We start from the raw sequence: 13,445 nt of genomic DNA, 5'->3' as shown, positions 1-13,445 counted from the left end.
GTGCAGCCTGATCACAGGACACGGCAGCTGGTCCGCTACCTGCCGGTCCTTCCTGCTGTCCTGCTCCTGCTCGTGTTCCTGGCCGGCCCTGTGGTCTGGGCATTCCAGGCATCACTGACCAACGCCGGGCTGACCGGCCGCAGTGCCCGAAGCCCGGAATGGGTGGGGCTGGAGAATTACCAGCGGTTGCTGGCTGATCCGGCCTTCCCGCTCTCCCTCGGGCTCACAGTGCTGTTCGTAGGGGGCTCGGCCGTGATCGGCCAGAACCTGCTGGGCCTTTTGATCGCCCTCCTGATGCGCCGGGCCCGGCCCGCCGTATCGTCGCTGGTGGGAACCGCCGTGGTGGCCGCCTGGGTTCTGCCGGAGATTGTGGCCGCTTTTGCCGCCTACGCGTACTTCAGCAAGGACGGTACGTTGAACCAGTTGCTCGGCAGCCTGGGGCTCGGCCGGCCGGAGTGGCTGTACGCCTTCCCGATGGTGGCGGTAATGCTGGCCAACACCTGGCGCGGCACCGCCTTTTCCATGCTTGTCTACCGGGCCGCACTCAACGACGTCCCCGCCGAAATTTCCGAGGCAGCGCAAATGGACGGCGCGCGGAGCTGGCAACGGCTGCTTTTCATCACCCTCCCCATCATCAGGGGCAGCATCGCCACCAACCTGATGCTCATCACCCTGCAGACCCTGGCCGTATTCACCCTGGTGTGGGTGATGACCGCCGGCGGTCCCGCGAACGCCAGCGCCACCCTGCCCGTCCTGGCCTACACGGAGGCCTTCAAATTCGGCGACATCGGGTACGGGACGGCAGTGGCGTCCGTGCTCATCCTGATCGGCGCGGTGTTCGGCGCCGTGTACATCCGCCTGCTGAAGGAACCGCGCCCATGACCGCGCCCGTTCGGACAAGGCGGCCCGGAGGGGCACCGGTGCTCCGTCCCGAAGGGAACAGGAGCACCACGGCCGCTGATGCCGCCCTGCTGCTCGTGGGTGCGTGTTTCCTGCTGCCCCTGTTGTGGCTTGTCCTGGGGTCGCTGGATCCGGAGGCGGGCCACGAAACAAGGGTGCCCCTCAGGCCGGGCCTGGACAACTTCGCTGCCATCATGACCCCGGAACTGCTTTTCCAGCCATTGTGGAACAGCCTGGTGCTGTCCGCGGGAACCGGCGCCGTCACGCTGGCGGCGGCCGTGCTGGCCGCCTACCCGCTGTCCCGCTACCGCTCCAGGTTCAACACCCCGTTCCTCTATGCCGTCCTGTTCGGCACCTGCCTGCCGGTTACCGCCATCATGGTGCCCGTGTACGGCCTCTTCGTCCAGCTGGAACTGCTGGACTCCATGCCGGCCACGATCTTTTTTATGGCCACCACAACGCTTCCCATGGCCATCTGGATGACCAAGAACTTCATGGACAGCGTGCCGCTGTCCCTCGAGGAGGCCGCGTGGGTGGACGGGGCTTCAAGGATGGCCGCGCTCCGCACCATCGTGCTGCCGCTGATGCGCCAGGGCCTGGGCGTGGTGTTCATCTTCACTTTCATCCAGGCGTGGGGGAACTTCTTTGTGCCGTTCGTGCTGCTGCTGTCCGAGGCGCGGCAGCCCGCAGCCGTCTCCATCTACAGCTTTTTTGGCCAGCACGGAGCAGTTGCGTACGGCCAGCTGGCCGCCTTCTCCATCCTGTATTCACTTCCGGTACTGGCGTTGTACGTCATCGTGTCAAAAGGTGCCGGAAGCTCTTTTGCCCTGTCCGGAGCGGTGCGGGGATAACCCCTGCTAGTCGATGTCCTCGACCACTACGCCATAGGGGATGCTGTCGTCCAGGTGGGCCTGGTGTCCGGTGGAGCCGGGGTTGTAGGTGACCCGGACCCCATGCAGTTTGTCCGCCGCGGACTGCATCAGGACCGGCCTCACGGTGCTGACGAACATCTCGTTCTTGTCAGCAAGGAACTCCTTGTAACTCGCTGGAAGCTCAATCATGGCAAAAGGATAGACCTGCCAGCGTTCCATGGGGAGGGGTCCCCATAGCCGGGTTCAGCAGCCTGGTCTTGGATAGGATGGCGGCGGGGTGCAGCCGTCCGCCGAGCGCGGCCATGAACAGCCACCAGGGGGGATGAAGAGTGCTTCAAACGAGTGCGTCCGCAAGGATAGAACCGGCGGAACTGCCGCGGGCGCAGCGGGTGGTGGATAGCATCTCCAGGCGGAAGAGCGCCTGAACGACAAGTTGGCAGCCGCCGCGTCTCCGGCAGAAGCGCCCGGCGAGCGGCCGCAGGAAGAGGCACCCGAAGAGGAAGCTGCACAGCAGAGCCAGCTGGAGCAGCTCGAAGAGAACGCCCGGCAGGCCCAGCGCGAACGCAACTCCGGGCGGGAACGCGAGGAGTATCTCAAGGACACGGATTACGGATCCGGACCTGACAGGCCGTGGTAGCCGGGAGCGGAAGGACTGACAATGACTCATGACCCCGGGCAGACACAAACAGCTCCCAAGAAACGGAAAGGGCGCAGGGTCCTGATGTGGTGGGCTGGCAGTTTCGCTGCTCTGGTTCTCAGCGCTGAGTTGTTTTCAGTGTTCGCCATGGGCGTTCACCTGAGTGGTCAGGAAGCTCCCCCCTACATGCGATCCGTTGCACATCAGTTCAAGGCAAAGCCGGAGTGGAAGCTCGTCAGCGATCACGAAACACTGCAATATGACAGGCACGCTTGTTTGGTTCCGGCATGCCCGGTACTGGAGCAGAAGTGGGACCTCGGCATGGAACCAGTAAGCTGCGACGGTCTGCACCAGCTGCTGACGGACTCGGGTTACAGGGTTATCGTCCGGAGGTCCAACTACACCCCGGAAGCGAATGAGCAGGCGGAGAACTGTACGAGGGTAATGAATGCTGTCTCATCCGACGCCGAAGCAGCCTGGGGACTGGTACGTATTGAAGCCATTGTTTACCCGCCCAGCGTACGTAAGGGATCAGAGCGCGAGCATTACGAACTCCTGCTGCGCGTCATCAAATAACAGCTCCCAGGTCTGTTCGGGGTGCTCTTTCTGTACGCACGACGCCGGCTGGTCGCCACAGCACAGGCCTCCGCCTTTGGTTTTCCACATAGGGCTTTTGCCTGGCCGGTTTTGTCGGTGCCTGCTGGAAGACTTTGTTCATGGAGGCGTTTGGGGCAGCGGTTGAGGGAGGTGGGCACCGTGGTGTGTCCCTTGCTGCCACCCCTGACTGTTGCTGATGCCTTGAGGCTTCTGGCTGCTGTGCCTGTCGCGTCTGATGGTGCGGGGATGGTCGATCAGCTGCGGCAGCTTGAGGATGTGAAGGCGCTGGCGGCGGCGCGGCAGGCCGAGGTCACTGTTGCTTTTGATCTGCAGCAGCAGCGGGAGCAGGCCGCGGCGGGTGTCCCTGCGAAGGAGCAGGGCGCCGGGGTGGGCGCGCAGGTGGCGTTGGCGCGGCGGGAGTCCCCGGCCCGCGGCGGAAGGCTCCTTGGCCTGGCCAGGGCCCTGACCGGGATGCCGCGGACGTATGCGGCGTTCCGGTCCGGACGGTTGAATGAGTGGCGGACCACGCTGATTGTCAGGGAGACAGTGTGCCTGTCGGTGGAGGACCGGGCCGCGGTGGATGAGGAACTCGCCGCCGACACCGGCACCTTCGACGGCGCCGGTGACCGGGCCGTCATCTCCGCCGTCAAGGCCGCGGCGTACCGGAGGGACCCGCGGTCGGTGGCCAACCGGGCCAGCCATGCGGTGAACGAACGGACCGTGTCGTTGCGCCCGGCGCCGGACACCATGGCGCGGGTGACCGCGCTGCTGCCCGTCGCCCAGGGCGTGGCCGTCTATGCCGCGCTGGTCAAGGAAGCCGACACGCTGAGGGCTGCGGGAGATGAGCGGGGCAAGGGCCAGATCATGGCCGACACCCTCGTTGAAAGAGCCACCGGCATTGAGGGCGGGGTCAGCAGCATCGAAATCCAGCTCGTCATGACCGACCGCACCCTCCTCCAAGGCGACAGCGAACCGGCCCGCCTGGCCGGCTACGGCACCGTCCCCGCCGAATGGGCAAGAAGAATTGCTGTTGCGGGCCCGGCGGGAGGCGAAGAGCTGAAGACCTGGGTCCGGCGGCTTTACACCGCGCCGGGCACCGGGGAGCTGGTAGCGATGGATTCACGGGCCCGGCTCTTCCCGCCCGGACTCCGCCGCTTTATCCAGGTCAGGGACGATGTCTGCCGGACCCCGTACTGTGACGCGCCGATCCGCCACGACGACCACATCATCCCCTGGCACAAAGACGGACCCACCAGCGCCGGCAACGGCCAGGGCCTCTGCGAAGCCTGCAACCACACCAAAGAAACACCCGGCTGGTCAGCCAGACCACTCCCGATCCCCGGAGCCCGCCACGCCGTGCTGCTAAGAACACCGACGGACCATGAGTACGCCTCCACTGCACCAGCGTTGCCCGGCACACGCTGGAAAACAGGCGGTGTTCCTGCCGGCGGAAGGCCCCTAGCGCGAAACGCGAAGAAGAATCCGACAGTCCAGGTGCTTGGACGGGCAGGGCCGGCGGGGTGACTGGGACTGGACGGTTGACGAAGATTATTCAGTTGCACGGCAGAAAGAGGGCGTGAGACTGCGTCTTAATTCGGAGCCACACTTGCAACGCTCTCCCGGCCGCTAATAGAGTCTTTATGTGTTACCGCGGTGATGTGTCAGCGATCCTCCGTTCCGGAGGGTGTGGGTGCCCCCATGTGGGCCTGACATTTGCTCACAGAAAACTTCGATCCAGGCATAACAGTCGCGGCTGCGTCCTGTGAAGTTTCTTCGTGTTCCCCAAACTCAAATTCATTGCCGGACTGCCGTCACATCCGTTGCAAGCAGCCCCCAATGGCCCAAAGCCAAGGACGCAAATGTCGCCACCGAGCCTTATTGACACACACCCAAATCTTTCCGATGCAGCTCCCGTTGCGCTGTCCTACGAGTTGTTCCCGCCCCGTTCGCCGGCTGCGGCGGAAACCCTGTGGACCACCATCCGTGAACTTGATACGACCGGGCCGGATTACGTCTCCATCACGTACGGGGCGAGCGGCTCCAACCGGGACACCGCCGTCGAACTTATCAACCGCCTCCTGCTGCAAACCACGCTTCGGCCCCTGGCCCGCCTCACCTGCGTCGGCAACACGCCGCAGGAACTGGCAGGGATCATCGGTTAGCTGCTGGACACCGGCGTACGCGGCATCCTTGCCCTTCGCGGCGACTTGCCCAAGGACGGCCAGACTACCGATGGGTCGCTGCGTTACGCCCAGGACCTGATCGAGCTCATCCGCAAGGTGGAGCAGCGACGGTCGGCCTTGCTATGTGCCGGAAAGATTGCCGTTGGCGTCGCGGCATACCCCGCCCGCCATCCGGAATCGCCCAGCGAGGAGCACGACGTCGAGGTGCTGCTGGCCAAGCAGCGTTCCGGCGCCGACTTTGCCATCACCCAGGTGTTTTTCCCTGCGGACCAGTACGCAGACCTCCTCACCAGGGCCCGCCGCGCAGGGGTGACGATCCCGATCATTCCCGGCGTCATGCCGCTCACCAGCCTCCGCCGGCTCAACCGCCTAAGCGAATTGACCGGTGTGGAACCCGCCCCTGAGCTCAAGTCCAGGCTAGCTTCGGCTGACAGCGACCTCGAGCGACTGCACATCGGCGTCGACGCGACCGTCGACCTTGCCAATGCTGCCTTGCATGCCGGCGCTCCGGGCATCCACATCTACACCTTCAACGAACACCAGAGCGCGCTCGAAGTGCTGGACAAGCTGGCCCTTCCACGGCACAGCCGACGGCAGCAGGCCGTCCGGAGCCAGCTCGCCAGCTGACCACGCTTACCTGCTGCTGTCCAAGGCTTCGCCAACGTGTCAGTCTCCACCTCCACCTCCACGCAGCACGTCCCCCACGACGTCGAGGAAGAGACAAAGCTTTCCGCTGAACTGCGCAGCTGGCTGGCTTTCGCGGACCAGAAGGCAGTTGAGGTCAAGACTCTCGCCGGGCTGCTGACGGACCCTGCCGCCTTCCAGCCCGCCATCGACGAGGCCAGCCGCGTGATCGCTTCCCGCGCCGCCGCCGAAGGAGTGCGCCGTGCAGACGTCCGTGCCCGCACCGCAGCCCTCACGGCTGCCGAATTCACCCGCCCGGAGTACTCCGTCCGAGAAGCCGCCCAGGAAGAAACACTCCAGCTGGCGCCGCTGCCCACCACCACCATCGGTTCCTTCCAACAGACGTCAGAGATCCGGTCCGCACGTGCCCGCAACATCAAGGGCGACCTGAACGACGAGCAGCTCATGAAGGACGAGACCAAGGGCGTCGTCGACCTGCAGGAAGAGCTCGGCTACGACGTTCTGGTGCACGGTGAGCCCGAGCGCAACGACATGGTCCAGTACTTCGCCGAAAACCTCGAAGGCTTTGACGTGACCCGTCCACGGCTGGGTCCAGTCCTACGGTTCGCGCTGCACGCGCCCCTCCATCCTTTGGGGCGACGTCACCCGCAGCGCGCCCATCACCGTCAAATGGGCCGAGTACGCCCAGTCCCTGACCAGCCGCTGGCCGAAACCGCCAACCAGGTTGGCCTTGCCCTGCGTGGCGAGATCGCGGACCTCGAGGCGGCACGTTCGCGGATGGAAGTTGTCCACGACCTCGAGTCCCACGGTTTCGGCCGCGGTGTTGGGCCGGGCGTCTACGACATCCACTCGCCACGGGTACCGGGCGAGCAGAAAGTCACCGAACTGCTGGCCACCGCCGTCAAGCACGTCCCGTCCCGCCAGCTCTGGGTCAACCCCGACTGCGGCCTGAAGACCCGCGGCTACGCCGAGACTGAAGAGTCCCTGCGCAACCTGGTCAAGGCAACCCAGTCAGTCCGCGCGGAGCTGCTGGAAACAGCGAAGTAATTCACTAATTAACGACGGCGACCGGGCGCCTTGGGTGACCGGCCGCCGTCGTTACTTTTACGTGGTTGGGGGAGTCAGGACCAGACAATCTCGTCATCAACAACACCGTCCTCATCGGCGGAGGCCACCAGCACTTCATCCGTGAAGTGCTCGCCAAGAGTGAAGTCCAGGACAAAGTAGCGCTCGGGCTGGCCGGGGTAGATGCCCACATGCCCAAGTTTGAGCGCCTTCAGGAAGACATCGTTGGTGAGCTGGCTGCGTTCCTCGACGCCGAACACCTTATGCAGGTGCTCGTCCTTAAGGGCACTGCAGTGGAAATGCAGGTATTCGCGCGGGCTGGTGCCTTCCTGCTCCAGCTCCTCGGCAATCATGTCCTTGACCTCGTCCACCAGCTCCGGCAGGAACCGCAGGCGGTAGTCCACCTTGCGCAACGCTGCTTCATCGAAGTGGTCGTGGGCGGTGATGTTCAGGTCGAGTTCCAGCGGGTGGCCGCGCAGCTCGTGCTTCGCGGCGACCGAGTGATCCCTGCCGTGATTTAGCTCGATCTCTCCAAAGTGCTGGCTCGCTACCTTGCTCATAAGTTCAACATAGACCCGAACTGCAGAGCATTCCAGCATTCAGGCCTAATTCACGGCCGTACGCATGCCCGCCAGCGTTTCAGCCATCAGGTCCACGAAAAGCTGCACGCGTGTAGTCTTCCGGTCATTGATCAGCAGCGCGAAGACATTCCGGGCGAGCCGGATTTCGGGAACATCCAGTACCACCACGCCCGCAGGCTTGTGCCGGAGCGCGAGTTCGGGAACCAGTGCCGCGCCCAGCCCTGCCGCCGCCATCTCCAGGCTGGCATGGAAGTCATCGCTGTGCGCCACCACGCGGGGATGGAGGTTGCAGCCGGCGAAGAGCCGCTCGATGACCATTGCATCGCTGGTCCCCGGGTGGTGCATGATCCACGGCATCTCGGACAGATGCTCCGCCGCCACATTCGCGTCCGGCCGGAAGCCCCACCCGGCGGGCAGGACAACCCGGAAGTCATCGTCCCCGATCCACTGCCTGTTGATGGTGGCAGGCCACGCCACACCGGTCTGGCCCACCTGGAACACGACGGCGAGGTCCAGGTCCCCGCCAGCGCGCAGCCCCTGAATTGTTTGGCCGGGTTCGGCAACGGACACTTTCAGGTCGATGCCGAGATTCTTCCACGCCGGGTTTTTCAGGATCCTGGGCAGGACGTACGTTGCCAGGCTGGGGAAAATCCCCAGCCGAAGTTCCTGGCTGGCGCCGTCCTGGGTCCTGGCGGCCGCGGCCATCAGCGCTTCGATGTCCGTCAGCACCTTCGCAGCGTGGCGGGTCATAACGACGGCGGCTTCCGTGGGAACGACGCTCCGCGCTGACCGCTGGAACAGGACAACGCCGGTGTCACGTTCCAGCGCGGACATTTGTTGGGAGACGGCCGAGGCTGTGTAGCCCAGCGTCGCTGCTGCGGCTGCAAAGGACCCCAGCCGCGTAACCTCCATGAGGGTCTTCAGGTGCACCGGATTTACCACCAGCCCACAGTACTGCAAGGATGCGCCGCTCATCCTGTGCCAGCCGGGCGGCCTGCACCCGGGCAGCTGCCGCCGTCGTGCCTGTGTAGTCCGTGCCTTTAATCACGGGGCGTGGTTCCGAAGGTCACTTCCGGACCCTTTTCCGGGGCCTCCGGGATCCTTCGCAGGTTGGCGCGACACGCCGTCTTTGCCACGACACGCTGGGGTTTAAATGTGCCTAACTACTCCACAGGATGTGGATTCCGTCCGCCAGATCGCCGGGATTCCGGACATTTTGAAGGGCCCTCCCTGTGGATTAACGGTGCATTAAATGACATACTTGTAATACATCATCTTGGGGTTCCAAAGAGGCGTCTGCACTACATGTAGTATCGACATACAGCTTGGACCGGGACACCGGACCAGCGACGATTTCGACAAAGGGGACAGCGACCATGACCGTAACGGTTTACACCAAGCCTGCTTGTGTTCAGTGCAACGCCACCTACCGTGCGCTCGACAAGAAGGGCATCACCTACCAGAGCGTTGACATCTCCCAGGACGCTGAGGCCCTCGAACGCCTGAAGGCGCTGGGCTACATGCAGGCACCCGTTGTGGTCACCGACCAGGACCACTGGTCAGGCTTCCGCCCGGACAAGATCGAAGAACTGGCCCTTTCGGCCGTTTCCTCCGTGGCCTAGGAGCCCTGCTTTTCCTGCCGGCAACAACCATCAAGCTGAGGTGACTCCCATGGCAGCACCAACAGCACAGCAAGACCACACGGCTTCGCAAACACACGCGGCTCAGCGCGTGGAGGTGTCCCCGCCGGCCCGTCCGCAGAACGATGCGGCACTGGTTCCAACCAGCAGCCAGCTCATCTATTTCTCCTCGGCTTCCGAGAACACCAGCCGCTTCGTCTCGAAGCTTGGCCGTGAGGCGGCCCGGATTCCGCTTTATCCAAGGGACGCACCCCTGCTCGCCACCCGGCCGTTCGTGCTGGTGGTGCCGACGTACGGCGGCACCGGGGGAGAGGGATCCGTCCCCAAGCAGGTCATCAGGTTCTTGAACAACCCCCGGAACAGGGAGCTGCTTCGTGGGGTCATCGGTGCCGGCAACACAAATTTCGGGGACAACTACTGCCTGGCAGCGGACATCATCGCCGCCAAATGCCAGGTACCCCACCTTTATCGATTCGAACTCATGGGAACGCCGGAAGACGTTGCCAGGGTCAACCAGGGATTGGACATGTTTTGGACACGACTGTCGCAGACACAGAAGTAACCAGGGCCCAAAAGCCCGAGTTGCCGGCCGCTTACAAGGGCCTGGGCTACCACGAGCTGAACGCCATGCTGAACCTGTACGGTCCCAGCGGCGAAATCCAGTTCGAAGCCGACCGTGAGGCCGCGCACCAGTACTTCCTGCAGCACGTCAACAACAACACCGTTTTCTTCCATGACCTGGAGGAGAAGCTCGACTACCTGGTGAAGAACCAGTACTACGAGCGCGAAACGCTGGACCAGTACACGATGAACTTCATCCGTGAACTGTTCAACCGTGCCTACAAGAAGAAGTTCCGCTTCGAAACCTTCCTGGGGGCGTTCAAGTTCTACACCTCGTACACGCTGAAGACGTTTGACGGCAAGCGCTACCTGGAGCGCTACGAGGACCGTGTCTGCATGGTGGCCCTCCACCTGGGCCGCGGCAACGAGGAACTGGCCACCCGCCTGGTGGACGAGATCATCGACGGCCGCTTCCAGCCGGCAACGCCCACGTTCCTCAACGCCGGCAAGGCCCAGCGCGGCGAGCTCGTCTCCTGCTTCCTGCTGCGCATCGAAGACAACATGGAGTCGATCGCCCGCGGCATCAACTCCGCGCTGCAGCTCTCCAAGCGCGGCGGCGGCGTTGCCCTTTCGCTGACCAACATCCGCGAGCACGGCGCACCGATCAAGCAGATCGAGAACCAGTCCTCCGGCGTCATTCCCGTGATGAAGCTCCTCGAAGACAGCTTCTCCTACGCCAACCAGCTTGGTGCCCGCCAGGGCGCCGGTGCCGTGTACCTGCACGCCCACCACCCGGACATCTACCGGTTCCTGGACACCAAGCGGGAAAACGCGGACGAGAAGATCCGCATCAAGACCCTCTCCCTCGGCGTCGTCATCCCGGACATCACGTTCGAGCTGGCCAAGAAGAACGAGGACATGTACCTGTTCTCGCCCTACGACGTCGAACGCGTCTACGGTGTGCCGTTCTCTGACGTCTCGGTCACCGAGAAGTACTACGAGATGGTGGACGATTCCCGGATCAAGAAGACCAAGATCAGCGCCCGCGAGTTCTTCCAGACCCTCGCGGAGATCCAGTTCGAGTCCGGCTACCCGTACATCATGTTCGAGGACACCGTGAACCGGGCCAACCCGATCGCCGGCAAGATCACCATGAGCAACCTCTGCTCGGAGATCCTGCAGGTGTCCACGCCGTCCCTCTACAACGAGGACCTCACGTACCAGACCGTTGGCAAGGACATCTCCTGCAACCTGGGTTCAATGAACATTGCCAAGACCATGGACTCGCCGGACTTCGGTGCTTCCATTGAGACGGCCATCCGTGCGCTGAGCGCGGTATCGGACATGTCCTACATCAACTCGGTGCCGTCCGTGGCCGAGGGCAATGCGAGGTCCCACGCCATTGGCCTGGGCCAGATGAACCTGCACGGCTACCTGGCCCGCGAGCGGGTCCACTACGGCTCGGAAGAAGGCCTGGACTTCACCAACATCTACTTTTACACGGTGCTGTTCCACGCGCTGCGCGCTTCCAACAGGCTCGCCATCGAGACCGGGCAGAAGTTCGGCGGGTTCGAGAACTCCAAGTACGCATCGGGGGAGTTCTTCGACAAGTACACCGAGCAGGAGTGGATCCCGGAGACTGAGCGGGTCCGCGAACTCTTCGCCGGCCACAACATCCCCACGCAGGATGACTGGCGCGAGCTGAAGGCCTCCGTCATGGAGCACGGCATCTACAACCAGAACCTGCAGGCCGTGCCGCCGACGGGCTCGATCTCCTACATCAACAACTCGACCTCCTCCATCCACCCGGTGGCGGCCAAGATCGAGATCCGCAAGGAAGGCAAGATCGGCCGCGTCTACTACCCGGCGCCGTACCTCACCAACGACAACCTGGACTACTACCAGGACGCATACGAGATCGGCTACGAGAAGATCATCGACACCTATGCCGCTGCCACCCAGCACGTGGACCAGGGCCTGTCGCTGACGCTGTTCTTCAAGGACACCGCCACCACCCGCGACATCAACAAGGCCCAGATCTACGCGTGGCGCAAGGGCATCAAGACGCTTTACTACATCCGCCTCCGCCAGCTCGCGCTGGAAGGGACTGAGGTGGAGGGCTGCGTTTCCTGCATGCTGTAGTCCCGGTGGTCGATCCTGTCGCGACCATGCCTTGACGTACGACGGCGGGTGACCGCCCGCCGTCGTACGCTTTAACTTAGAGAACCACCCAACAATGAGGGGATGACATGACCGAGAAGGTCAAGCTGCTGAGCCACGTCGAGGCGATCAACTGGAACCGCATTCAGGATGATAAGGACGTTGAGGTTTGGAACCGCCTGGTCAACAACTTCTGGCTGCCGGAAAAGGTGCCGCTGTCCAACGACGTCCAGTCCTGGAACACCCTGACGCCGGCTGAGCAGCAGCTGACCATGCGCGTGTTCACTGGTCTGACCCTGCTGGACACCATCCAGGGCACTGTGGGTGCTGTTTCCCTCATTCCGGATGCGCTCACCCCGCACGAGGAAGCCGTCTACACGAACATCGCCTTTATGGAAGCGGTGCACGCCAAGAGCTACTCCTCGATCTTCTCCACGCTGTGCTCCACCAAGGAGATCGACGACGCGTTCCGCTGGTCCACAGAGAACCCGAACCTTCAGAAGAAGGCGCAGATCGTCATGGACTACTACCAGGGCGACGATCCCCTGAAGCGCAAGGTTGCCTCCACCCTGCTGGAGTCCTTCCTGTTCTACTCGGGCTTCTACCTGCCCATGTACTGGTCCTCCCGCGCCAAGCTCACAAACACTGCCGACCTGATCCGCCTCATCATCCGCGACGAGGCAGTGCACGGCTACTACATCGGCTACAAGTTCCAGCGCGGACTGGAAACGGTCTCCGAGGAACGCCGCCAGGAGATTAAGGACTACACGTTCGAGCTGCTGTTCGAGCTGTACGAGAACGAGGTCCAGTACACGCACGATCTTTACGACGAAGTCGGCCTGGCCGAGGACGTCAAGAAGTTCCTGCACTACAACGCCAACAAGGCACTCATGAACCTCGGCTACGAGGCCATGTTCCCGTCCTCGGTTACGGACGTGAACCCGGCGATCCTGTCGGCGCTGTCCCCGAACGCGGACGAAAACCACGACTTCTTCTCGGGCTCGGGATCCTCTTACGTAATCGGCAAGGCCGTGAACACTGAAGACGAGGACTGGGACTTCTAGTTCTTCTTCCCGTTTGCCCCGTTCCGCCGTCGGTAACAAAAGGGACCTGAACCCGTTCAGGTCCCTTTTGTTCTGCCCCCTAAGTTACCGGTGCAAGCGCTCCCGCCAGTCTGCAGGCACTTTGCCCGCTGGAAGGTGAGGAGGCGCAGCATCCGATGTGGCCGCATTCGTCGCAGCGGCGAAGATACAGCCACCAGCCAGGCCCGTCACCCCTGAGGCATTCCAGGCACCCCGCCGACCAGGACGGGTTCCTTTCCGCAATCAGGATCGCCGCGTCCGGAGCCGCCGACGCAGGCCCGGGAGAGGAGATCGAAGCGGGGGTTTGTTCGTCCTGATCACGGTCAGTGCCGCGGACCTCCTGGTGCCTGGCGCCGTCGAACGCGACCCGGCTGGTTTCCTGCGAACCGGCGCCAGCCCGTATGCCGGTGACACCGGGTACCCCCGGCCGGGCAGGCCGCCGTTGGCACTGGAAACCAGCATGCGGCAGTGTTCCTCGCGCCGCATACTGGGCGAGTGCTGGCCTGGAGGTGACGGGGTGCC

12 protein-coding genes and 2 pseudogenes are annotated in these 13,445 nt (G+C 63.3%); 11 read left to right on the top strand and 3 right to left on the bottom strand.

Annotated features, from left to right (window positions below; genetic code table 11):
- Together ACLH0K_RS09950 and ACLH0K_RS09945 are read left to right on the top strand one after the other, a co-directional pair.
- A complete protein-coding gene (locus ACLH0K_RS09950; protein ID WP_411373466.1) occupies positions 1–882 on the top strand; it encodes a carbohydrate ABC transporter permease in 882 nt (293 codons plus the stop codon).
- Positions 879–1,751, top strand: a complete 873-nt coding sequence (locus tag ACLH0K_RS09945) for a carbohydrate ABC transporter permease (protein WP_411373465.1) — start codon at positions 879–881, stop codon at positions 1,749–1,751. Before ACLH0K_RS09950 ends, ACLH0K_RS09945 begins: the two co-directional genes overlap by 4 nt.
- Before the next feature lie 6 nt (positions 1,752–1,757).
- Here the strand turns inward: ACLH0K_RS09945 and ACLH0K_RS09940 are convergent, their stop codons facing one another.
- Positions 1,758–1,961, bottom strand: coding sequence for a hypothetical protein (locus ACLH0K_RS09940; RefSeq protein WP_240720784.1), 204 nt, complete (start codon positions 1,959–1,961; stop codon positions 1,758–1,760).
- Positions 1,962–2,205: 244 nt separating this feature from the next.
- On the opposite strand from ACLH0K_RS09940, the gene ACLH0K_RS09935 reads away from it, so the two are divergent.
- From ACLH0K_RS09935 to ACLH0K_RS09915, 5 genes and pseudogenes are all read left to right on the top strand, one after another.
- The gene (locus ACLH0K_RS09935; protein ID WP_411373464.1) at positions 2,206–2,409 is read left to right on the top strand and encodes a hypothetical protein; all 204 of its coding nucleotides are present in this window, start codon (positions 2,206–2,208) and stop codon (positions 2,407–2,409) included.
- 21 nt (positions 2,410–2,430) lie between these two features.
- On the top strand, positions 2,431–2,985 hold the full coding sequence (locus ACLH0K_RS09930) for a hypothetical protein (RefSeq protein ID WP_411373463.1): 555 nt from the start codon (positions 2,431–2,433) through the stop codon (positions 2,983–2,985).
- Positions 2,986–3,180: 195 nt separating this feature from the next.
- A complete protein-coding gene (locus ACLH0K_RS09925; protein WP_411376455.1) occupies positions 3,181–4,530 on the top strand; it encodes an HNH endonuclease in 1,350 nt (449 codons plus the stop codon).
- 335 nt (positions 4,531–4,865) lie between these two features.
- Positions 4,866–5,816 (top strand): annotated as a pseudogene (locus ACLH0K_RS09920) (methylenetetrahydrofolate reductase).
- 36 nt (positions 5,817–5,852) lie between these two features.
- Positions 5,853–6,881, top strand: a pseudogene (locus tag ACLH0K_RS09915) (hypothetical protein); the annotation flags it as partial.
- A 74-nt stretch (positions 6,882–6,955) separates the two neighbouring features.
- On the opposite strand, the gene ACLH0K_RS09910 reads toward ACLH0K_RS09915, so the two are convergent.
- Both ACLH0K_RS09910 and ACLH0K_RS09905 read right to left on the bottom strand, forming a co-directional pair.
- Positions 6,956–7,459 carry a DUF2004 domain-containing protein gene (locus tag ACLH0K_RS09910; RefSeq protein ID WP_411373462.1) on the bottom strand — a complete coding sequence of 168 codons (504 nt, stop codon included), beginning with the start codon at positions 7,457–7,459 and terminating at the stop codon, positions 6,956–6,958.
- Between the two features lie 45 nt (positions 7,460–7,504).
- Positions 7,505–8,422, bottom strand: a complete 918-nt coding sequence (locus ACLH0K_RS09905; protein WP_411373461.1) for a LysR family transcriptional regulator — start codon at positions 8,420–8,422, stop codon at positions 7,505–7,507.
- Between the two features lie 434 nt (positions 8,423–8,856).
- Between ACLH0K_RS09905 and nrdH the strand changes: the two genes are divergently transcribed.
- The 4 genes from nrdH to nrdF all read left to right on the top strand — a co-directional run bounded on the left by nrdH (position 8,857) and on the right by nrdF (position 12,905).
- Positions 8,857–9,102, top strand: coding sequence for a glutaredoxin-like protein NrdH (gene nrdH, locus ACLH0K_RS09900; protein ID WP_013601222.1), 246 nt, complete (start codon positions 8,857–8,859; stop codon positions 9,100–9,102).
- A gap of 109 nt (positions 9,103–9,211) precedes the next feature.
- On the top strand, positions 9,212–9,682 hold the full coding sequence (gene nrdI / locus ACLH0K_RS09895) for a class Ib ribonucleoside-diphosphate reductase assembly flavoprotein NrdI (RefSeq protein ID WP_411376454.1): 471 nt from the start codon (positions 9,212–9,214) through the stop codon (positions 9,680–9,682).
- A gap of 65 nt (positions 9,683–9,747) precedes the next feature.
- Positions 9,748–11,823, top strand: a complete 2,076-nt coding sequence (gene nrdE / locus ACLH0K_RS09890) for a class 1b ribonucleoside-diphosphate reductase subunit alpha (RefSeq protein ID WP_411376453.1) — start codon at positions 9,748–9,750, stop codon at positions 11,821–11,823.
- Positions 11,824–11,930: 107 nt separating this feature from the next.
- A complete protein-coding gene (gene nrdF / locus ACLH0K_RS09885; protein ID WP_411373460.1) occupies positions 11,931–12,905 on the top strand; it encodes a class 1b ribonucleoside-diphosphate reductase subunit beta in 975 nt (324 codons plus the stop codon).
- The last annotated feature ends 540 nt before the right edge of the window (positions 12,906–13,445 follow it).

It is taken from the genome of Arthrobacter sp. MPF02 (assembly GCF_046605375.1).
Taxonomy (GTDB): Bacteria; Actinomycetota; Actinomycetes; order Actinomycetales; family Micrococcaceae; genus Arthrobacter.
The sequence above is the reverse complement of the archived record's forward strand: the minus strand, read 5'-3'. Positions and strand labels throughout refer to the sequence as shown.

What these genes read in the sequence shown, in the direction of transcription:
- ACLH0K_RS09945 (WP_411373465.1), top strand. Translation starts at nt 879, where the DNA reads ATGACCGCGCCCGTTCGGACAAGGCGGCCCGGAGGGGCACCGGTGCTC.
- ACLH0K_RS09940 (WP_240720784.1), bottom strand. Translation starts at nt 1,961, where the DNA reads ATGATTGAGCTTCCAGCGAGTTACAAGGAGTTCCTTGCTGACAAGAAC.
- ACLH0K_RS09930 (WP_411373463.1), top strand. Translation starts at nt 2,431, where the DNA reads ATGACTCATGACCCCGGGCAGACACAAACAGCTCCCAAGAAACGGAAA.
- ACLH0K_RS09910 (WP_411373462.1), bottom strand. Translation starts at nt 7,459, where the DNA reads ATGAGCAAGGTAGCGAGCCAGCACTTTGGAGAGATCGAGCTAAATCAC.
- nrdH (WP_013601222.1), top strand. Translation starts at nt 8,857, where the DNA reads ATGACCGTAACGGTTTACACCAAGCCTGCTTGTGTTCAGTGCAACGCC.
- nrdE (WP_411376453.1), top strand. Translation starts at nt 9,748, where the DNA reads ATGCTGAACCTGTACGGTCCCAGCGGCGAAATCCAGTTCGAAGCCGAC.
- nrdF (WP_411373460.1), top strand. Translation starts at nt 11,931, where the DNA reads ATGACCGAGAAGGTCAAGCTGCTGAGCCACGTCGAGGCGATCAACTGG.